The sequence below is a fragment of the Pseudomonas paraeruginosa genome (genome assembly GCF_003025345.2).
Taxonomy (GTDB): Bacteria; Pseudomonadota; Gammaproteobacteria; order Pseudomonadales; family Pseudomonadaceae; genus Pseudomonas; species Pseudomonas paraeruginosa.
In genome coordinates, this window is record NZ_CP020560.1 from 2,977,370 (window position 1) to 2,997,550 (window position 20,181).

The window sequence follows — 20,181 nt, forward strand, 5'->3', positions numbered from 1 at the left end:
CATTGATCCACGACAGGTGGGCACCTTCTCCTGCCAATTCTGGTAGGTGGGCCGCAGGCGCTCGCGCGGAAAATTCGAACCCCGCGCCGGGCGTCGGGCTCGAAGCAGGAAAGCGGCTGTCGAAGCCGCCCAGGAGGTCCCATGCTGCAATCCTTCCAGCCGCCCTGGTGGAGGCGCGCGGTGATCTACCAGGTCTATCCGCGCTCGTTCGCCGACAGCAACGGCGACGGCGTCGGCGACCTGCCCGGCCTGATCGCCCGCCTCGACCACCTGCAGCGTCTCGGCGTCGACGCGCTGTGGCTGTCGCCGGTGTACCGCTCGCCGATGCGCGACGCCGGCTACGACATCTGCGACCACTGCGACATCGATCCGCTGTTCGGCAGCCTCGCCGACCTCGACCGCCTCCTCGCCGAAGCTCATGCGCGCGGCCTGCGGGTGTTGCTCGATTTCGTGCCCAACCACACTTCCGACCAGCACCCCTGGTTCCTCGCCGCCCGACGCGGGCGCGACGATCCGCGGCGCGACTGGTACATCTGGCGCGACCAGCCGAACAACTGGCGCGCCGCCATCGATGGCGGCAGCAGCTGGACCTGGGACGAGGCCAGCCAGCAGTACTACCTGCATTTCTTCCTGGCGCAGCAGCCGGACCTGAACTGGCGCAACCCGCAGGTAGTAGAGGCGATGCACGAGGTTCTCAGGTTCTGGCTGGAACGCGGTGTCGACGGCTTCCGCATCGACGTCGCGCACTGCATCGGCAAGGATCCCGAGTTCGCCGACGACCCGCGCTGCGCGGCCGGCGAGAGCATCGCGCGGATCAACGACCAGCCCTACAGCCACGAGGTGCTGCGCGGGCTGCGCCGACTGGTCGACAGCTATCCCGGCGAGCGCGTGCTGGTCGGCGAGGTGAACATCCGCTCGACCGCGCGGGTCGCCGCCTATTACGGCGCCAGCGACGAGCTGCACATGTCCTTCAACTTCCCGCCGCTGGACGCGCCCTGGGACCCGGTGACCCTGCGCCTGTGCATCCGCGAGGTGGAAACCGCGCTGAATCAGGCGGCGGCCTGGCCGACCTGGGTCCTCTCCAACCATGACAACAGTCGCCACCGCACGCGCTACGGCGGCTCCCTGGCGCGGGCGCGCGCCGCTGCGGTGCTGCTGTTGACCCTGCGCGGCACGCCGTTCATCTACCAGGGCGAGGAACTGGGCCTGGAGGACGCGCCGATCGAGGCGGCGCATGGCGTCGACCCCGGTGGCCGCGACGGCAGCCGCGCGCCCTTGCCGTGGCGAGCCGCCGCACCCCACGGCTGGGCCGGCGAGCCCGCCTGGCTGCCCTTCCCGCCCGAGGCGGATACCCTGGCGGTGGAGGTCCAGGAGCGCGATCCCGGCTCGGTGCTGGCGCTCTATCGCCGGCTGCTCGCCTGCCGCCGCGGCAGCCCCGCGTTGCAGCTGGGCGACTGGGAGGAGCTGCCGTCGCACCCCGAGGTGCTGGCCTACCGTCGGCGCCATGGCGATGACCAGCGGCTGGTCTGCGTCAACTTCGCCGACGCCGCCCACGGCTTCCCGCTGGCCGGTGCCTGGCAGGTCGAGGTGGCCAGCGATGGCGTCGCCGCCGGGCAGCCCTACGCCGGCGAGTTGCGCGGCGGCCAGGCGCTGCTGCTGCGGCCAGGGGAGCGTGGCGATGGACGCTGAATGGTATCGCCACTGCCTGATCTACCAGATCGATCCATCGCTGTTCCGCGACAGCGACGCCGACGGTTGCGGCGACCTGGCCGGTATCGTCGAGCGCCTCGACTATCTGCGCGAACTGGGCGTCGGTGCGTTGTGGCTGATGCCGCTGTACCGCTCGCCGTTCCGCGACGCCGGCTACGATGTCAGCGACCACCTGGCGCTGGAGCCGCGCTTCGGCAGTGAGGAGGATCTCCGGCGGCTGGTGAGCGAGGCCGCCGCGCGCGGCATGCGGGTGATTCTCGAACTGGTGGTGCAGCACACCTCGGATCAGCACCCCTGGTTCGTCGCCGCCCGGCATGACCGCGAGGCGCCCTGTCGCGACTACTACCTGTGGTCGGACCGGCCGCTGGACGACGGCAACCGGCCGATCTTTCCCTCCGTGGAGGACGGCATCTGGAACTGGGACGCCCAGGCCGGGCAGTACTACCGCCATCTTTTCTACAGCCACGAGCCGGACCTGAACCTGAAGAACCTGCGGGTCATCGAGGAAGTCGAGCGGGTCATGAGCCACTGGCTGGAACTGGGCGTCGCCGGTTTCCGCCTGGATGCCGCCTCGCACCTGGTCGAACAGGCCGGCGGCGGTGACGAGCGACGTGGCGCCTGGCTGCTCGAACGGCTCGCCCGGCATGCGCCGGAGGCGCTGCTGATGGGCGAGGTGGACGTCGAGCCCGACCGTTACCGCCATTACTTCGGCGACGGCAGGCGACTGGGGCTGGTACTGGACTTCTGGATCAACAACCACCTGTTCCTCGCTCTCGCCCGGCAGAGCGCCGAACCGCTGCGCCGCGCGCTGGTCCGCCAGCCGGTGCCGCCGCCGGGCTGCGGCTACGCCCTGTGGCTGCGCAATCATGACGAGCTGGACCTGGAGCGCCTGAGCGAGGCCGAGCGCGAGGAGGTCATGCGCGCCTTCGCCCCCGAGCAGAACATGCGCCTCTATGGCCGCGGCATCCGCCGGCGCCTGGCGCCGATGCTCGGCGGCGACGTCCGCCGCCAGGCGATGGCCTACGCCCTGCTGCTGTCCCTGCCGGGCACGCCGATCCTGCGCTACGGCGAGGAAATCGGCATGGGGGACGACCTGCGGCGCCCGGAACGCCTGGCGGTGCGCACGCCCATGCAATGGAGCGACCAGCCCCACGCGGGGTTTTCCGACGCGCCCGCCGAACGCCTGGCGGTGGCGCCGATCGAGGACGGGCCGTTCGCCTGCACGCGGGTCAACGTCGCCGCCCAGGATGCGGCGCCGGACTCCCTGCTCAACCGGGTACGGCGCCTGGCCCGGGCGCGCGCGGAACTGCCGGAGACGGGCCTGGGCCAGGCCAGCCTGGTACCGACCGACCAGCCGGCGCTGTTCGCCATGCGCCATGATCGCGGCCAGGCACCCGGCAGCCTGATGCTGGTCAACCTGTCCGAGCGGCCGCTACGCGCGTGCATAGGCGAGCTGGATCTCGGCGCCTACCGGGAAATCCTCGCCGATGACGACTACCCGCCTCCGCACGGCAACCGGGTCTCGCTGGCTGGCTACGGCTACCGCTGGTTCCGTCGCGACGGCTCACAGCCATAGCAGCAGCGCGGCCAGCAGCAGGGCCGCGCCGAGCAATCCCCAGGACACCGTGGCGGCGCTGAGCAACAGCGCCGAGCAGCGCGAGCGGCTGGCGAAGCGGCCGCAAGTGGCGTGGCCTTCCTCCAGGGGCAGGAACAGGTTGTCCGGACGCCCTCCCGGCTCGGCCTGTTCGCTCATCTGGCCGACGTAGGCGCGCCGCGCCAGCAGGCGGTCGAGCAGGCCCGGCGCCACGCCGTTGGCAAGGATCGCCTGGAGGGTCGACGCGCCCAGCCAGAGTTCCCGTGGCGTCTTGTCGACCGCCGCGTAGATCGCATGGGCCGCCAGGTTGGGATGGTGGATCGGCGGCACCGGCTGCGGTTTTCGCGGCAGGCGGTTACGCGCCCAGTCGAACTGCGGGGTGTCGAGCGCCGGCAATTGCACCATGCACAGGCGGATCCCGCTGCCCTCCTCCAGCAGTTCGCAGCGCAGCGCGTCGGTGAAGCCGCGCACGGCGAACTTCGCCGCGCAATAGGCAGCCTGCAGAGGGATGGCCCGGTAGGCCAGCGCCGAGCCGACCTGGATGATCACCCCGCGGTCGCGCGGGCGCATGCGCTCCAGCGCGACCAGGGTGCCATGCACCGTGCCCAGGTAGGTGACCTCGGTGACACGGCGGATCTCCTCCGCGGTGAGCTGGCGCACTGGCGAGAACAGCGTGACCATCGCTGCGTTGACCCAGACGTCCGGGGTGCCCAGTTCATGCTCCAGGCGCTCGCTCGCCGCGCGCAACGCATCGGCATCGGCCACGTCGACTCTCAGCGTCGTCAGCGGCACGCCGTAGCCGCGCAGCTCCGCCTCGGTCTCGGCCAGGCCGCGTTCGCCGCGGGCCAGTATCGCCACCGCGTAGCCGGCGCGGGCGAAGACATGCGCGGTGGCCCGCCCGACCCCGGCGCTGCCGCCGCAGATCGCCACCAGCCCTCGTTCCGCCATGGCTGCCTCAGTGCGCGCGTGCCACGCCGCGCAAGAGATTGGCGCTGAGCTTGTCGGTGTTGCAGGTGGCGATGTTGGCCAGCGAGACGATCCCCACCAGGCGCTTGTTGCGATCCATCACCGGCAGGCGACGCTTTTCGAGTTGCGCCATGTTCTTCGCCACATGGTCCACCTCCTCGTCCTCGAAGCAGTAGCGCAGTTCCGCGCTCATCACTTCGCGCACGGGGCGGTCGGCCGCCAGGCCGTCGGCGAGACCGCGCACCACCAGGTCGCGGTCGGTGACCACGCCGGTCAGGCGCTCGCCCTCGTTGACCAGCAAGGCGCCGATGTCGGCCTGGCGCATCAGCAGCGCCGCCTCGCCAAGGGTGGTCTGGGGGGTGACGGTGCGTACTTCGCGACTCATGATTTCGCGGACTTTCATCGGTCTGTCTCCTCCTTTCGACGCGCCGCTTCCCGGCGCGACTCTCCCTGCTTGTGAATGGCGGCGGCAGCGGGAGTTCGAAGTTTCTTCCCGGCGTCACTCCTGGCTACCGGGGTTGCTGGAGCGATCGCGCTGGCCGCCCTCGCCGGAATGCTCCGGCGAGGCATCCTGGTGGTCACTGCGGTTGTTGCGCTCGCCGTCGTCGCTGCGCACGGCGCGGCCATCCTCGGTGCGTACCTTGCCGTTCTCGCGATGGGTTTCGTGAGGATCCTGGGCGGTGGGCCCGGCGCCCTGGCCATGGCTCGTACCCTCGCCGGGGCCGGGATGATTGCCGTCCGGCGTTGCCGGTTGCCCGGCCAGGGCGGCGCCACTGCAGAGCGTGGCAACCAGGAGGAAGGCGCGCAGCGGATGGCGGGAAGTGGGTCTGGACATGCTGAGTTCCTCTTCGTCTGATGGAAAAACGGCGCATCCCGGTGGGGATGCGCCGTACGCTTGCGCGGTTCTACATGGTCAGGACGAACGGCCGCCGCCGTGGCTGTTCTGGCCGCCCTTGCGTCCTGCCTCGGAAGCTTTTTCCCGGTCGTTGGCGAAATTGCCGCCGCTCTGCTGGCCGCCCTTGCGGCCCGCCTCGGCGGCTCTTTCCCGGTCATTGGCGAAATTGCCCCCGCTTTGCTGGCCACCCTTGCGCCCGGCTTCGGCGGCGCGCTGCGGGTCGTTGGCGAAGTTGCCGCCGCTGGCCTGGCCACCCTTGTGGCCGATCTCCTGGTAGAACTCCTTGCCGTGGCTCCTGGAGGTGGCTTCGCCGCCTTTCTGCCCGGCTTCGCTGGTGCTCATGCCTTGTCGTTTGTCGGTCATGCTCGTTTCCTCCTCTCGAGGGTTGGAAGGGATGCGGCGCTTTTCGCCGCGTGCACTTACTCCGAAGGCTTCCGCCAGGGAACGTTCAAACTCTTTTGCGGATGTCCTGCGACGAAAAATTCATTAGCCGATTCAAGGCCTTCCGCTTGCCGGAATATGCTGGCCGAAGGCCGCCGCGCGTGACCCCGGCAAGGCCTGCGCGGGTTCAGGAGTGCACGCTCCAGTGACAGGCGGAAGCGGGTATCGGCGAGTCGTCGACGCTCTGGATCAGCCCGCAGGCCAGCGCGTCGTCGGGACCGAGGATCCGCGGGTAGGCCATCAGGTAGCGCGGGATGTCCAGGCGCTCGGGGGCGTCGCGGGTGTGCTCGGCGACGATCTGCGCGTACAGCTGCAGGTCGTAGTCCAGGCTCATCGCGTATTCCGCCATCCGCGCGTGGTCCACCGCGCCATGCAGGGTCCAGTGGAACGGGTGGAACAGGAACTTGCTGTGGGCGCAGGCGCTGCGGCGCTCGCCGGCGAGGAACAGGATGTTGCCCATCGATTCGACGGTACCCAGGTTGTGGGTATGGACCGGGACCGGCAGCGCGCGCAGGAAGTTGTACAGGGTGAAGCCGTAGCTGCACTCCCCGCCCATGGTGGCGATGTTGATCCGCAATTCCTCGGCTTCCTGTTGCAGGGCTTTCGCGCAGGTGTTGATCAGGTTGCCGCAGGTGGACGAATTGATCGGTCCGGTAAAATGGATGATGTGCTGCTTGGACATGCTCGCCTCTCTTCTTTCGTATCGGTTCCTCGACGATGGTTTTCCCTACGGAGGATTGTCGCTCGCGCGCCATGAGCCATCGCCGCGACGAATGGCACTCAGGGCGCCAGGACGAAGGCCAGCACGTGGTCCCCGGCGCGGGTGCCCAGCGAGCCGTGGCCGCCGGCGACGATCACCAGGTACTGGCGTCCATCGCGCCCGCGGTAGCTCATCGGGCTGGCCTGGCCGCCTGCCGGAAGGCGCGCGCGCCAGAGTTCCTCGCCGGTGTCCAGGTCGTAGGCGCGCAGGTAGCGATCCAGGGTGCCGGCGTGGATTGCCAGCCCTCCGGCGGTGACCAGGCCTCCGCCGAGGCTGGGGACCCCAAGGGCGAATGGCAGCGGCAGCGGCGTGGCGTCGCGTACCGTGCCGCTGGGGCGGCGCCAGAGCAGGCGACCGCTGTCCAGCTCCAGGGCCATCACCTCGCCCCAGGGCGGGGCCTGGCACGGCAGGCCGAGCGGCGAGCGGAACGGCACGCCGTCGGCGCGATAGCGCGGTTCGCCCGGCGCGCCGGCGACCAGGCGCACGCGGAAGGCCATGTAGCTCGGGTTGAGGAAGGCGATGCGCCGGTGCGGGTCCAGCGCTACCCCGCCCCAGTTGAACACCCCGGCGCTGCCCGGATAGATCAGGCTGCCGGACTCGCCGGGTGGCGTATACGGACCCTCATAGCGCAGCCGGCGATAGGCCAGCCGGCAGAGCAACTGGTCCAGGGGGGTGACCCCCCACATGTCCCGCTCGCGCAGCGGCGGCGGGGAGAAGTCCAGGCTGGAGACCGGCTGGCTCGCTGCCGTGTGGTCGCCTTCGGCGGCGCCCGCCGGTGCCGGCACCTCGCGTACCGGCCAGAGCGGCTTGCCATTGCGCCGGTCGAGGACGAACAGGCTGCCCTGCTTGGTGGCCGCCAGCAGCGCCGGGATCCGCTGCCGCCCCCGGCGCAGTTCGAAGAGCGTCGGCTGGGCGGCGAGGTCACGGTCCCAGATATCGTGGCGGGTCGCCTGGAATACCCAGCGCGGCCGCCCGCTGGCGATCTCCAAAGCCACCACCGAGGAACTGTAACGCTCCGCCGCGGCGCTGCGCCGGCCGCCCCAGAAGTCCGGCTTGGCGTTGCCGACGGGCAGGTAGGCCAGGCCCAGGCGCCGGTCGACGCTGATCGTCGACCAGACGTTCGGCGCGCCGCGCGGATACTGCTCGCCGGCGGCCAGCGGACGGCCGTCGACGCGGTCGTCGCCGTACCAGTTCCATACCAGATGGCCGTCCTCTACGTCATAGGCGCGCAGCACGCCACTGGCGATCCGATCGGTGACATGGCCGCCGACCAGTACCAGGCCGCCGGCCAGCGCCGGCGGAGAGGTGGAGTAGTATTCGCCGGCCTGGAAGTCCGGCAGGCCGCGCGCCAGGTCCACCGTGCCGTCCTTGCCGAAGCCCCGGCAGGGCTTGCCACTGTCGGCATCGAGGGCGATCAGACGGGCGTCCGCGGTGGGCAGCAGCAGGCGGCGTGGACAACTGCCGCTGGAGGCCGGGCTGTGATGGTAGGCGAGCCCGCGGCAGGTCATGTGCGGCCAACTGCGGAAGCCGTCGGCGCGACGGCCGCGCAGCTGCGGATCGAAGCGCCAGAGCTCGCGGCCGCTCTCCGCCTCCAGGGCGATCACCTGGCTATGCGGCGTGCACAGGTAGAGACGCCCGCCGACCATCAGCGGGGTGTTTTCCGCGGTGGTCTCCAGCGGGTCGTCCGGACCTGGCAGGTCACCACTGCGGTAGTGCCAGGCCAGTCGCAGGCGTCGCACGTTGCCGCGATCGATCTGACGCAGCGGCGAGTAACGCTGCCCGCCGGCGTCGCCCGCGTAGAAGTGCCACTCTCCATCCGCCGCACCCGTGGCGCCTGGCCCGGCCGCGCCATGGCTGACCGCCGGCAACTCCACGGATGGCCGCAGCAGCGCCAGGCTCGCCAGCAGCGCGACCAGGCCCAGGGCGCAGGCCAGCAGCGCGGCGTCGCGCGACGCGTGACGACCACGCAGTCGGCGACGCAACGCCGGCAGGCAGAGCAGGCCGCCGAGCAGGAACCACAGGGCCAGGCGCGGCACCAGCTCCCACCAGCGCAGGCCGACTTCCCACCAGGCCCACAGGCAACTGCCCAGCAGCAGCGTCGCGTAGGCGGCCAGGGCCCGCGCCCGGCCATGCCAGAGGGCGATGGCGCAGACCAGCAGTGCGCCGCCGGCGCACAGGTAGTAGGCGGAACCGTCGAGCAGCCACAACCAGGCGCCGCCGCCGAGCAGCCAGAGCGCGGCGAGCAGGAGCGGGACGGCGAGCAGGCGGTAGGTGCGCATGGGAAAGCCTCCGGTCCGGTCCCGTCATCCGACCGCGTGCCTGCCGCGTCGTTGAATGCGCGGGACCGACGGTGCCCGCCCGTCCCGGCGAATGAACTCCAGCGAGCGGGCGTGCGCCCCATCTGCATCAGCCACAGCCAGGAGCACCGCCATGCGCGCCCTCACCTTCCACGGCAGCCACGACGTCCGCATCGAACGGGTCGCCGAGCCCCGTCTGCAGGAGCCCGACGACCTGCTGCTGCGAGTGACCGCCACCGCCATCTGCGGCTCGGACCTGCATTTGTATCGCGGCAAGATCCCCCTGGTCGAACAGGGCGATATCCTCGGCCACGAGTTCATGGGCATCGTCGAGGAAGTCGGCCCGGCCGTCACCGCCGTGCGCCCCGGCGACCGTGTGGTGGTGCCCTTCGTGATCGCCTGCGGCGAGTGCTTCTTCTGCCGCCTGAACCTGCATGCCGCCTGCGAGACCAGCAACCCCGGGCGTGGCGCGATCCTCAACAAGAAGCAGATTCCACCGGGCGCGGCACTCTACGGCTACAGCCACCTGTATGGTGGCGTGCCGGGCGGACAGGCCGAATACGTCCGGGTGCCCAAGGCCAACAGCGGGCCCCTGGTGATTCCCGACGCCCTGGATGACGAACGCGTACTGTTCCTCAGCGACATCCTGCCCACCGGCTACCAGGCGGTACGCAACGCCGGCATCCGCCAGGGCAGCAGCGTGGCGATCTACGGCGCCGGACCGGTCGGCCTGATGTCCGCCGCCTGCGCGCGCCTGCTGGGCGCCGAACGGATCTTCATCGTCGATCACCACCGCTACCGGCTGGACTTCGCCGCCCGCACCTATGGCGCGATCCCCATCGATTTCGGCAGCGAGGACGACCCGGCAGCGGCGATCATCGAGCGCACCGAAGGCCACCGTGGGGTGGACGCGGCGATCGACGCGGTGGGTTTCGAAGCCAAGGGCAGCGTCACCGAAAGCATGCTTGCCGCGCTCAGGCTCGAGGCCGGCAGCGGCAAGGCCCTGCGCCAGTGCATCGCGGCGGTGCGGCGCGGCGGGACGGTGAGCGTGCCGGGCGTCTATGCCGGCTTCATCCACGGCTTCCTGTTCGGCGACGCCTTCGACAAGGGCCTGACCTTCAAGATGGGGCAGACCCATGTGCAGGCGTTGTTGCCGGCCCTGCTCGAGCACATCGGCAATGGCGAACTGCATCCCGAGGCGATCATCAGCCATCGCCTGCGCCTGGACGACGCGCCGCTGGGCTACGCGCTGTTCGACGAGAAGCGCGAGGACTGCCGCAAGGTCATCCTGCGCCCCTGAGCCGTCGCGGCGGCGTTTCAGGCGTCGCGCCGCTCCGGGCTGGCGCAACCGCACTGGCGCTCTTCCTCGGCGGCGACGCTTTCCGGGGTCTCGTCATCCTGCTCGCCCATGCGCTGGTAGCGCTCGCGCAGCTTGCGCAGGGTGTCCGCATCCAGTTCATCCAGGCCCAGCAGCGCATCATGGGCGCGCTGGGTGCTGTGCAGCAGTTCGTCGATCTTGATGTGCAGCGCGTCGGTATCGCGGTTCTGGGTGTTCTGGATGAGGAAGACCATGAGGAAGGTGACAATGGTGGTCGAGGTATTGATCACCAGCTGCCAGGTATCGTTGAAGTCGAAGAACGGCCCGCTGAGCGCCCACAGCAGGATCAAACCGAGGGCGACGACGAAGGTCGGCGGGCGGCCGGCCCAGTTGGACAGGCGTTGGGCGAAACGGGAAAAACTCATGGTGGCGGACTCCCTGCTGCATTCTCCCTATTCATGACCGCCTGCCTCGCCGGGCTTTCCATCGACCGGACGAAATGACCGGCGCCCTCTCCGGGCGCCGGGAACTTCAGGCCGGGCGGCGGGCCTCGCCGTGGCCTGCGACGTCGGGATCGTCCGGGGCGAACTCCGGTTGCGCCTCGCTCGCCTGGTCGTGCTTGTGTCGCTCGGGACCCACCGCAGGCGAGTCGGGGCTCAGTGGTGGGTTTTCTGGCTCGCGGGTTTCACGCTTGGTGGTCATCATGAATATCCTCTGCCAGGCCTCCACGCTGCAGTGCCGGGCGTGGAGGCCGGGGCAAGCCCGCCGGCGACGGGCATCCGGGCTCAGCGGGTGGTGTCCGCAGACGCGCCGGCGCCCAGATCGGCGCCGGTCAGCGGATCGAGCATGGGATCGGACCGGGTGCGGTCGGCCATTCGCTGCAGGACTTCCCCCTCGGCATCGGACAGCGTCACGCTGGCCGTGCCGTCGCCGCCGTCCAGGGCCGGCTGCGGCGAGTCCACGTATTCCCATCCGTCCCCTTCGTTCCATGAGCCGCGCATGTCGCCCTCGCCGCGCGACATGTTCAGATAGCGCTGGGCGAACTCCGGCATCCCTTGCAACTTGCCTTGCGGGAAATTCGGCTGGATCGCGTGGAGGGCCTTTTCGAACGAGCGCTGGTGCGCCAGTTCGCGGGTCATCAGGAAGGTCAGCGCGTCCTTGATGCCGGGATCGTCGGTGAGGTTGATCAGCCGTTCGTAGACGATCTTCGCGCGCGCCTCGGCGGCGATGTTGGACCGCAGGTCCGCGGTCGGTTCGCCGATGCTGTCGACGTACGCTGCGCTCCATGGCACTCCGCCGGAATTCACCAGGGCCGGCCCGCCGCCATACAGCAGCGAGGTGATGTGCGAGTCGTTGCCGCCTCCGGTGAGCGAGCGGTAGAGCTCGGCCTCCTCCTCCACGGCCTCGGCCAGACGACCCTTGGCGCCCTTGTTGAGCATGCCGACGATGGAGCCGATGATTTCCAGGTGGCTGAGTTCCTCGGTGGCGATGTCCATCAGCAGGTCCTTGCGTCCGGGATCGCACTCGCCCAGTCCCTGGGTGAAGTAGCGCATGGCTGCGGCCAGTTCGCCCTGCGCCCCGCCGAACTGCTCCAGCAGCAGGTTGGCCAGGCCGGGGTCGGGTGCGGCGACCCTGACGGTGTACTGCAGTCGCTTGTCATGTACGAACATGGTTCGTTCCTCTGTGGGTTCGTTGACGTTCCCTCCGACGGACATTCGAACAACGGCTATTCGAAGCGGCGCTTTCATCCTGCGCACGGAAGGTCGGAAACCCCGCGACAGGCGATGGTTCAGAACTTTTTCCGATCGCGCTTCGCCTGGCGCAACGGCGCCGCTGCGCTGTCTGCGACCGGTCGGCAAAGAAACTGAACGCTGTGCCCACAGGCCCCTCTGAGCAGACACATACACACCGAGGAGAACCGCGATGACGAGCAAACAGGAAAACCTGCTGGACTGGCTGCGCGACGCCCACGCCATGGAGCAACAGGCCGAGCAGATGCTGAAGGGCCAGGCGGCGCGCCTGGAGCACTATCCGCAATTGAAGACGCGGATCGAGCAACACATCGAAGAGACCCGTGGCCAGCAGCGTCTGCTCGAAGAGTGCCTGGAGCGCCTCGACAGCAGTCCGTCGACCCTCAAGGACATGGGCGCCAAGCTGATGGCCTTCGGCCAGGCGGTGGCCGGCATGACGGTCAGCGACGAAGTGGTCAAGGGCGCGATGAGCGGCTACGTCTTCGAGAACATGGAGATCGCCGCCTACACCGTGCTGATCGCCGCCGCCCGCGAAGTCGGCGACAGCGAGACCCTCGCCGCGCTGGAGCGCATCCTGCCCCAGGAAGAAGCCATGGCCGACTGGCTGCGCGAGCACCTGCCGGAACTCACCCGGGCCTTCCTCGCCCGTGACTGCCAGCCGGACACCGAGGCCAAGCGGTGAACCCACGGGGGATCGGGGCGTGCTGCGGACGAGCGGATCCGCAGGCGCCCCTGTTCAAGACCCTGACCTTTGCCGTACTGCACTTCAGCATCGCTTTCGGCGTGGCCTATACGCTGACCGGCTCGGTACTGACCGGTGGCCTGATCGCGCTGATCGAACCCAGTTGCAACACCCTGGCGTTCTATTTCCACGAACGCATCTGGCAGCGCTTCGGCGCCCGGCCGCGGCGGGAAAGCGGGCACGGCCACGGCAACCTGGTGGCGTCGGAACGCCGCGACTGAGACGGCGCTTCTTCAGCCGCCATGCTCTTGGAAGAAGCGCAGCACTTCACGGGTGGCGTCCAGGCCCCTGCCGCGGTTGTCGCTGCGCGGCCAGTCGTGTCCGCCGCGAGCGATGCGCAAGAGCACCACCGCCTCACCGTCGGCCGCCGAGGCATAGCGCTCGCGGCTCACCGGCTTGCCGTCGGCGGTACGACCGGCGCGGCCATCGTCCGCCAGGCGGGCATCGAGCCGCCCGGCCATCGAGGCGATGCTGCTGGAAACGCTGGGATAGGGCGCCGGGTTGCTCGAGCGTGGACCCACCCCGCCGCGATAAGGCACCAGCGTATCGGCGCTGCCATGGATATGCAGCAGCGGCACGCCCAGGCTCAGCTCGTTCGGGTCGATGTCGAGCGTCGCGGAAACCGCGGCCATGGCGCGCAACAGAGCGGGCGCCTCGGCGGCCAGTCGATAGGCGAGCATGCCGCCATTGGAGAAGCCCACCACGAACACTCGCTGCGGATCCGCCCAGCCCCGCGCCACCAGGTCTGCCACCAGGGCGCGGAGAAAAGCGATGTCGTCGACGTCGCGGCGGCTGGCGGTCTTGCAGCAATCGCCGGCGTTCCAGCTCAACGCGCCCTTCTCGCCGCTGCCTTCGGGGAATGCCAGCAGGAAACCCAGGCGGCGGCCCTCGCTGTCCAGCGCGGTGCTCGCGGCGAACTCTCGCGCGTCGCCGTTGGCGCCGTGAAGGGCGAGCACCAGCGGCAACGGTCGCGCCGGCTTGTGCTGCTGGGACAGCAGGTAGCGGCGGGTGGCGCTGCCTACCTTCAATTCGTGCAGCGGTGGGAGCGCCGCCTCCACGGTGAACAGAACCACCACCAGGCAGGCCGCGAGCAGGCGGGTGGTGGATGGATGAAGAGCCGCGGATTGCGCCATGCAGATATCCCTCCGTGGTCAGTGGTAGCCGGCATCGGCGCTCTTGCCGCGAAACACGTAGTAGCTCCAGGCGGTGTAGCCGAGGATGAAGGGAATGATGAACAGCGCGCCGACCAGCATGAAACCCTGGCTCTGTGGCGGCGAGGCGGCGGCGCGGAAGTCCAGCGCCGGCGGCACGATGTTCGGCCACAGGCTGATGCCCAGGCCGCTGTAGCCGAGGAAGATCAGCACCAGGGTGAGGATGAAGGGCCGGGCCTGGGCGTCCGCCGCCACCGCCCGCAACAACTGGCGGAACGTCAGCAGCACGAGGAGCGGCACCGGTAGCAGCCAGAGCAGGTTCGGCAGGCTGAACCAGCGCGCGGCGATCTGCGGATGGCTCAAGGGTGTCCACAGACTGACGATGCCGATCACCGCCAGCAGCGCAAGCGCCAGCGGTCGCGCCAGGTCGTGCATGCGCTCCTGCAGGCGGCCTTCGGTCTTCATGATCAGCCAGGTGCAGCCGAGCAGGCTGTAAGCCACCACCAGCCCCACGCCGCAGAACAGCGGAAAGGGTGCGATCCAGTCCAGCGAGCCGCCGGCGAAGCGGCGATTCTCCACCGGGATGCCATCGATGAAGGCTCCCAGGACCACGCCCTGGCAGAAGGTCGCCAGCAACGAGCCGCCGATGAACGCCTTGTCCCAGACATGCCGCCTGGCCGGCCTGGCCTTGAAGCGGAACTCGAAGGCCACGCCACGGAACACCAGGCCGATCAGCATGAACACCAGCGGCAGGTAGAGCGCCGGCAGGACCACCGAGTAGGCCAGCGGAAAGGCTCCGAACAGGCCGGCCCCGCCCAGCACCAGCCAGGTCTCGTTGCCGTCCCAGACCGGCGCCACGCTGTTCATCATCACGTCGCGGTCGCGCGCGTCACGAAAGAACGGGTAGAGCATGCCGATGCCCAGGTCGAAGCCATCCATCACCACGTACATCATGACGCTGAACAGAATGATGATCACCCAGATCAGGGGTAAGTCGATGCCCATGCTCAGTTCCTCCCGGTGGCGTCCTGGTTGTCTTCCAGTTCCTCGCCGGCCGCCGACAGCGGGCGGGCCGGCGTCTGTCTGCGCCCGGCGCCGCCGCCCTCCTCCGTCTGCCGCCCTTCCGCCGTGCGCGGTCCCTTGCGAATCAGGCGCAGCAGGTAGACGAAGCCGACGCCGAAGACAGCGAAGTAGACCAGCACGAACAGCGCCAGGCTCAGGCCCAGCTGTTCGGCGCTGTGCGCCGAGACGGCGTCGCGGGTGCGCATCAGCCCATAGACGACCCAGGGCTGGCGGCCCATCTCGGTGGTGACCCAGCCGGCGAGGATGGCGAGCAGGCCGGACGGGCCCATCAGCAGCACCAGGCGCAGGAACGCCGGCGAGCGGTACAGTCGCTCTCCTCCGCGCCAGCGGAGCCACAGGCTGTAGAGACCGGTGGCGATCATCAGCAGGCCGAGCCCGACCATCAGGCGGAAGGTCCAGAAGATCACCGTCGAGTTGGGGCGGTCCTGCGGCGTGAACTCCTTCAGCGCCGGGACCGGCTCGCTCAGGCTGTGGCGGAGGATCAGGCTGCCGAGCAGCGGGATCTCCACCTTGAAGCGGGTCTCCTCGCGCTGCATGTCCGGCCAGCCGAACAGGATCAGCGGGGTCGGCCCGCCGCCGGCGTTGTCCCAGTGGCCCTCGATGGCGGCGATCTTCGCCGGCTGGTGCTCCAGGGTGTTGAGACCATGGGCGTCGCCGATCACCGCCTGCACCGGGGCGACGATCAGCGCCATCCACATGGCCATTGAAAGCATCTTGCGGATCGCCGGGTTGTCGCGCCCGCGCAGCAGGTGCCAGGCCGCCGAGGCGCCGACGAAGAAGGCGGTGGCGAGGAACGCGGCGACCGACATGTGCAGCAGGCGATAGGGGAACGACGGGTTGAAGATCACCGCCAGCCAGTCCACCGGGATCACCCGCCCGTCGACGATCTCGAAGCCCTGCGGGGTCTGCATCCAGCTGTTGGAGGCAAGGATCCAGAAGGTCGAGACCAGCGTGCCGATCGCCACCATAACCGTGGCGAAGAAATGCAACCCCGGCCCGACGCGGTTCCAGCCGAACAGCATGACACCAAGGAAGCCGGCCTCGAGGAAGAACGCGGTGAGCACCTCGTAGGTCAGCAGCGGCCCGGTGATGGATCCGGCGAAATCGGAGAAATGGCTCCAGTTGGTGCCGAACTGGTAGGCCATGACCAGGCCGGACACCACGCCCATGCCGAAGTTGACCGCGAAGATCTTCGACCAGAAGTGATAGAGGTCGCGGTAGACCTCTTCGTTCGTTTTCAGCCAGAGCCCTTCCAGCACCGCCAGGTAGCTGGCCAGGCCGATGGTGATGGCCGGAAACAGGATGTGGAAGGATATGGTGAAGGCGAATTGCAAGCGCGCCAGGTCCAGGGCTTCCAGTGCGGGCATGCGGCGGTCTCCTGTGGCTGGGGCTGGCGGCGGTGCCGCTGCGCCGGGGTTCTCGGGGTCCTGACGCTATGAATGCGCATGGCCCGGAACGTTCAGGAAAACTCCTCGTCGGTGTCCTCCGGCCCGAAGCGGCGCGGCCCCGCTTCGCGAGGTGGGCGGCGGCGCGCCCGCGCGAAACCGAAAAGCACCTCGCCCCCTGATGGTTCGCGTCCTGTCCGCCCTCGAGGACGCTGGACTAGATCGCGGGCAGCGCCTGGAGGTTTTCCTCCAGCAGTTCCTCCACGAGCCGCCGCAGCGCCGCCTGCCGCTCACGGCCCTCGGCGCGCAACGCCTGGTAGCGCTGCAACTGGCGATCGGCGGAGTTTTCCTCGAGCAATCGCTGGGCGTGGCCATAGGCCCACTCGTTGCCCTGGCGGGCCTGCGGGTGGCATTGCCGCCAGGCCCTCTCCAGCCAGTCCCTGGCGTTCACGCAGCGGCCGTCGACGAGATAGCGTCCGGCGCAACCGTGGCGCATCGCCTGCCAGTAGTTTTCTTCCAGGCAGGCGTCGCGGGCGACCGGTCCGGCAGGCGCATCGCCGGCCAGCAGCGCTTGCCCCACCAGCGCCCTGAACAGCCCGGCCAGGCAGAGCGCGTCGGCCAGCCGCGGGCAGGCGTCGCAGATGCGCAACTCCAGGGTGGGAACGTGGGAGGATGGCCGGACCATCCACCACACCTGGCCATCCTCGCGGATGCAGCCGCTCTCGCGCAGCAGCGCCAGGTGCCGGCGGTAGGCGTCCTCGTCGGGCAAGGCGGGAGGGATGTTCATCCTCGGCCACTCGCCGCACAGCGCCCGGCGGTAGCTCGCCAGACCGCTGTGGCGGCCGCCGCGGAACGGCGACGACGCGCTCAACGCCAGCAGCAGCGGCAGCCAGGGCAGGACCTGCTGGAGCACGACCATGCGGTCGTGGCTCGCGGGAATCTCGACGTGCACGTGCAGGCCGCAGACCAGGCTGCGCCGGGCCACCCGCCCCTGGTCCTCGAACAGGCGGGCGAAGTGCGCCGCCGGGTTGCTCCGCGCCCGCCGCCAGTCGGCGAAGGGATGCGTGCCGACGCACAGCGCACGCAGGCCGAAGCCGGCGGCCAGCTGCGCCAGGCGCTGGCGGGCCCGGCCATGGAAGCGCGCGGCTTGCGCCAGGTCGGCGAACACCGGGCTGGCGACCTCGACCTGGCATTCGAACATTTCTTCGGCGAAATGCTCGCCGAGGGCGGCGCGACAGGCCTCGAGGAATCCGGAGGGAGCCGTGCGGGCGATATCCAGGTCGGTGGCGTCGAGCAGGAAGAATTCCTCCTCAATGCCGAAGCGAAGGCCGTGGTCGGCCCGGGAATCAATCATCGGCGCGGCTCCGGGGGCTGTCAGCGGCAGACCCCGGGGCGCCGCCAGGGTTCGCTTTTGCCGTCGCACGGCGCCACGGCGCGCCACCTGTCCCGCCAGTGAAACCTTTTATTCCCGCGCTCACTCGCAACGGTATGTGCGGTCGATCCGGCCGCCCCCGCAAACCCATGACAAGGAACGCGACATGAGCCTGTCCTCGCCCCTCCCTGCCACCACTGCAAACCCGTCGCCCCGGGTCCGCGAGCTGTACCATGCCCTGCTCGAGGCGCCGCAGGACCATCTCGACGCCGCCGGCGTGTTCCTCGACCAGCAGCTGGGCCTGGCCGCCACCCGCGACGACGACCTGCCGGAACACCCCGAGGCCTGGCCCGCCTGGCTCGAAGCCGGCGCCCGGCGCACCGCCGAGGCCCATGTCGAGTACCTCAAGGCGCGTCGACGCGGCGAAGGCCGGCGCTATTTCCGCGTGCCGTCGCAGGCGATGCATTTCATCCGCAGCGTGGCGCCGACCAAGCTGGTCGATGGCGCCTGGCTCTACGGGCTGTTGCCGCATCACGCCGACGAACGCCTGCGTCCGCTGTTGCAGACCTTCCTCGAGGAGCTCGGTGACGGGGTTCCGGCGCGCAACCATGTGCTGCTCTACCGGCGCCTGCTGGCCAGCATCGGCAGCGAGGAGGCCGAGGGTCTCAGCGACCTGCACTACCTGCAGGGCACCCAGCAACTCGCCCTCGGTCACCTGGCGGCGGACTACCTGCCGGAGGTGATCGGCTACAACCTGGGCTACGAGCAACCGCCGCTGCACCTGCTGATCACCACCCACGAACTGCGCGAACTGGGTTTGGACCCCTATTACTTCCAGCTCCACGTCACCATCGACAATGCCGCCAGCGGGCATGCGCGCAAGGCCCTGCGCGCGCTGTTCGACAACCTGCCGCAGCTCGGTGGGCGCGAAGCCTTCCTCGAGCGGGTGCGCAACGGCTATCGACTCAACGACGTCGGCCTGAGTAGCACGCAGATAATCGACGGTTTCGATCTGGAGGAGGAACTGCAAGCCATGCTCGAACGCAAGCGCGTCTATGCGGCGGGCATGCATTCGGATCGCTGCCGGATCGGCGGGCGCACGGTGAACCAGTGGCTTGCGGTGCCCGGAAGGATTCCGGCGTTCCTCGCCTGTCTGCAGGAGGAAGGCTGGATCAGGCGCAACGCCGATCCGCGTGGCAGTCGCTTCTGGGCGCTGGTGGACGGCGATCGGGCGGCGATGTTCGGGGTCTTCAGCGTCTACGAGCGGCAGTTGCTGCACGACTGGATCGCCGGCGACTGGCAGGCACCGCCGCGCGCCGCCGACACCGTCCCGGCAGCGCTGGCGGAACCCGCGCTGCCGGTCGGTGGCGAGGTGGAGGCCGAGCAGGTCGCGCTGCGCCGCGAACTCCTGCGCCTGACGCCCGAGCAGGGCGTCGCCCGCCTGCTGCAACTGATGGCCCCGCACCTCCACCACCGCCCCGCCGGCCTGCTCGCCACGCGGCTGTTCAGCCAACGCTGGAGGGCCGCCCATGCCCAGCCTGAATGACCCGCGCCTGGACGCCCTGGTCAGCCTCGGCAATTGGTTGCGCAGCCAGGATTACCGTTTCGTCACCGTCACCCCGGCTACCCATGAGCGCGTCAACGCCCGGCCGGAAAACCGCATGGCCCGGGACCTGCCCGGAATCTTCGGCTGGAGCCGGGCGTTCGCCGCGCAATGCCTGCCGGCGGACTGGCTGGCGCTCCTCGCCGGGCACGACCTGATCCACCGCGAGGCCGAAGGCTGGCGCAGCCGGGTGCGCTATTCGAGCCTCGGCGACGAACTGCTGGTCCACTCGGCCTTCCCGACCCTGGCCGCCGACGCGGTGTTCTTCGGTCCCGACACCTACCGTTTCGACCGGCTGATCCGCAGCCACCTGGCCGCGCTCGATCCGACGGGCATCCGCCGTGCGGCGGACATCGGTTGCGGCGCCGGTCCCGGAGCGATCCGCATCGCCCTGGCCTGCCCGGACGCCGAGGTGCACGGGCTGGATATAAATCCGGCGGCGCTCGACCTGGCACGAGTCAACGCGGCGCTGGCCGGGGTCGACAATCTGACGCTGGCGCGCAGCGACCTGCTATGCCAGGCGCCCGGTCGCTTCGACCTGATCGTCGCCAACCCGCCATACCTCCTGGATGCCTCGGAGCGCGCCTACCGGCATGGCGGCGGCTCACTGGGCGCCGGGCTCTCGCTGGCGATCGTCGACGCCGCCCTCGAGCGCCTGGAACCGGGCGGCAGCCTGCTGCTGTACACCGGCGTGGCGATGGTCGATGGCGCCGACCCGTTCCTCGCCCGGGTCCGGGAGCGCCTGGCGCAGCGCGCCCGGGGCTGGGACTGGGAATACCAGGAGCTGGATCCGGATGTGTTCGCCGAGGAGCTGGAGAGTCCCGCCTACCGGGAGGCGGAGCGGATCGCCGTGGTCGGCCTGCGGATCAGCCGTCGCGCCTGAGGCGCTCCAGGTCTTCCAGGCTTTCCACCAGGTCCTCGTTCAGGCGTTGCCAGCGCTCGACCACCTCGGCCTCGGCCGGGATCACCGCGAGGACCTCGTCATCCACCCACTCCCAGGGCTGGCACAGGCGTTCCGCCTCGGCGCGGCTGGCGGCGCGCACGGTGCGGGCGAAACGTCGCCAGCCGCGCATGTGCTGGATCTCGTAAGTGGTCATGGGCGCCTCCGCAAGT

At 69.5% G+C, this 20,181-nt stretch carries 21 protein-coding genes; 7 read left to right on the plus strand and 14 right to left on the minus strand.

The features are described from left to right. Positions 1 to 141: 141 nt before the first annotated feature. Both B7D75_RS14065 and B7D75_RS14070 read left to right on the plus strand, forming a co-directional pair. Positions 142 to 1,689 carry an alpha-amylase family glycosyl hydrolase gene (locus B7D75_RS14065; RefSeq protein WP_034079038.1) on the plus strand — a complete coding sequence of 516 codons (1,548 nt, stop codon included), beginning with the start codon at positions 142 to 144 and terminating at the stop codon, positions 1,687 to 1,689. Next, entirely contained in the window at positions 1,679 to 3,286 is a 1,608-nt protein-coding gene (locus tag B7D75_RS14070; RefSeq protein WP_012075864.1) for an alpha-amylase family protein, read from the plus strand. The genes B7D75_RS14065 and B7D75_RS14070 overlap by 11 nt, the downstream gene beginning before the upstream one ends. Here the strand turns inward: B7D75_RS14070 and B7D75_RS14075 are convergent. From B7D75_RS14075 to B7D75_RS14100, 6 genes are all read right to left on the minus strand, one after another. Beyond that, on the minus strand, positions 3,275 to 4,252 hold the full coding sequence (locus B7D75_RS14075) for an SDR family oxidoreductase (RefSeq protein WP_107114137.1): 978 nt from the start codon (positions 4,250 to 4,252) through the stop codon (positions 3,275 to 3,277). The genes B7D75_RS14070 and B7D75_RS14075 overlap by 12 nt on opposite strands. Before the next feature lie 7 nt (positions 4,253 to 4,259). After that, positions 4,260 to 4,673: a CBS domain-containing protein gene (locus B7D75_RS14080; protein WP_012075866.1), complete on the minus strand. Its 414-nt coding sequence runs from the start codon at positions 4,671 to 4,673 to the stop codon at positions 4,260 to 4,262. 96 nt (positions 4,674 to 4,769) lie between these two features. Next, positions 4,770 to 5,105: a hypothetical protein gene (locus B7D75_RS14085; protein ID WP_012075867.1), complete on the minus strand. Its 336-nt coding sequence runs from the start codon at positions 5,103 to 5,105 to the stop codon at positions 4,770 to 4,772. A gap of 78 nt (positions 5,106 to 5,183) precedes the next feature. After that, complete coding sequence (locus B7D75_RS14090; protein ID WP_012075868.1) at positions 5,184 to 5,528, minus strand: con-10 family general stress protein; 345 nt, start codon at positions 5,526 to 5,528, stop codon at positions 5,184 to 5,186. 205 nt (positions 5,529 to 5,733) lie between these two features. Next, on the minus strand, positions 5,734 to 6,288 hold the full coding sequence (locus tag B7D75_RS14095; RefSeq protein ID WP_012075869.1) for a ClpP family protease: 555 nt from the start codon (positions 6,286 to 6,288) through the stop codon (positions 5,734 to 5,736). A 98-nt stretch (positions 6,289 to 6,386) separates the two neighbouring features. After that, positions 6,387 to 8,645: a membrane-bound PQQ-dependent dehydrogenase, glucose/quinate/shikimate family gene (locus tag B7D75_RS14100; protein ID WP_107114138.1), complete on the minus strand. Its 2,259-nt coding sequence runs from the start codon at positions 8,643 to 8,645 to the stop codon at positions 6,387 to 6,389. A 151-nt stretch (positions 8,646 to 8,796) separates the two neighbouring features. Between B7D75_RS14100 and B7D75_RS14105 the strand changes: the two genes are divergently transcribed. Further along, positions 8,797 to 9,963 (plus strand): zinc-dependent alcohol dehydrogenase, encoded by a 1,167-nt coding sequence (locus B7D75_RS14105; RefSeq protein ID WP_058134869.1) that lies wholly within the window; start codon positions 8,797 to 8,799, stop codon positions 9,961 to 9,963. 17 nt (positions 9,964 to 9,980) lie between these two features. Here B7D75_RS14105 and B7D75_RS14110 read toward each other — a convergent pair whose 3' ends face one another. The 3 genes from B7D75_RS14110 to B7D75_RS14115 all read right to left on the minus strand — a co-directional run bounded on the left by B7D75_RS14110 (position 9,981) and on the right by B7D75_RS14115 (position 11,651). Beyond that, on the minus strand, positions 9,981 to 10,406 hold the full coding sequence (locus B7D75_RS14110; RefSeq protein WP_034079025.1) for a low affinity iron permease family protein: 426 nt from the start codon (positions 10,404 to 10,406) through the stop codon (positions 9,981 to 9,983). 106 nt (positions 10,407 to 10,512) lie between these two features. Then, positions 10,513 to 10,683, minus strand: coding sequence for a hypothetical protein (locus B7D75_RS29580; RefSeq protein ID WP_043104447.1), 171 nt, complete (start codon positions 10,681 to 10,683; stop codon positions 10,513 to 10,515). An 83-nt stretch (positions 10,684 to 10,766) separates the two neighbouring features. Then, the gene (locus B7D75_RS14115; protein WP_058175332.1) at positions 10,767 to 11,651 is read right to left on the minus strand and encodes a manganese catalase family protein; all 885 of its coding nucleotides are present in this window, start codon (positions 11,649 to 11,651) and stop codon (positions 10,767 to 10,769) included. Positions 11,652 to 11,904: 253 nt separating this feature from the next. Between B7D75_RS14115 and B7D75_RS14120 the strand changes: the two genes are divergently transcribed. Together B7D75_RS14120 and B7D75_RS14125 are read left to right on the plus strand one after the other, a co-directional pair. Then, positions 11,905 to 12,414: a ferritin-like domain-containing protein gene (locus B7D75_RS14120; RefSeq protein WP_012075874.1), complete on the plus strand. Its 510-nt coding sequence runs from the start codon at positions 11,905 to 11,907 to the stop codon at positions 12,412 to 12,414. Then, entirely contained in the window at positions 12,411 to 12,695 is a 285-nt protein-coding gene (locus B7D75_RS14125) for a DUF2061 domain-containing protein (protein ID WP_107114139.1), read from the plus strand. The genes B7D75_RS14120 and B7D75_RS14125 overlap by 4 nt, the downstream gene beginning before the upstream one ends. A gap of 12 nt (positions 12,696 to 12,707) precedes the next feature. Here the strand turns inward: B7D75_RS14125 and B7D75_RS14130 are convergent, their stop codons facing one another. The 4 genes from B7D75_RS14130 to B7D75_RS14145 form a co-directional block, all read right to left on the minus strand. Further along, positions 12,708 to 13,607: an alpha/beta hydrolase family esterase gene (locus B7D75_RS14130; protein WP_052151038.1), complete on the minus strand. Its 900-nt coding sequence runs from the start codon at positions 13,605 to 13,607 to the stop codon at positions 12,708 to 12,710. Positions 13,608 to 13,625: 18 nt separating this feature from the next. Beyond that, entirely contained in the window at positions 13,626 to 14,630 is a 1,005-nt protein-coding gene (gene cydB / locus B7D75_RS14135) for a cytochrome d ubiquinol oxidase subunit II (RefSeq protein WP_034079019.1), read from the minus strand. Positions 14,631 to 14,632: 2 nt separating this feature from the next. Further along, entirely contained in the window at positions 14,633 to 16,075 is a 1,443-nt protein-coding gene (locus B7D75_RS14140) for a cytochrome ubiquinol oxidase subunit I (RefSeq protein WP_012075877.1), read from the minus strand. A 235-nt stretch (positions 16,076 to 16,310) separates the two neighbouring features. Continuing rightward, entirely contained in the window at positions 16,311 to 17,447 is a 1,137-nt protein-coding gene (locus B7D75_RS14145; RefSeq protein WP_034079016.1) for a carboxylate-amine ligase, read from the minus strand. A gap of 184 nt (positions 17,448 to 17,631) precedes the next feature. Between B7D75_RS14145 and B7D75_RS14155 the strand changes: the two genes are divergently transcribed. Then, positions 17,632 to 19,011 carry an iron-containing redox enzyme family protein gene (locus tag B7D75_RS14155; protein WP_053817244.1) on the plus strand — a complete coding sequence of 460 codons (1,380 nt, stop codon included), beginning with the start codon at positions 17,632 to 17,634 and terminating at the stop codon, positions 19,009 to 19,011. Then, entirely contained in the window at positions 18,995 to 19,951 is a 957-nt protein-coding gene (locus B7D75_RS14160) for a methyltransferase (protein WP_107114140.1), read from the plus strand. Before B7D75_RS14155 ends, B7D75_RS14160 begins: the two co-directional genes overlap by 17 nt. On the opposite strand, the gene B7D75_RS14165 is transcribed toward B7D75_RS14160, so the two are convergent. Further along, complete coding sequence (locus tag B7D75_RS14165) at positions 19,935 to 20,165, minus strand: hypothetical protein (protein WP_012075882.1); 231 nt, start codon at positions 20,163 to 20,165, stop codon at positions 19,935 to 19,937. The genes B7D75_RS14160 and B7D75_RS14165 overlap by 17 nt on opposite strands. Positions 20,166 to 20,181 lie beyond the last annotated feature (16 nt).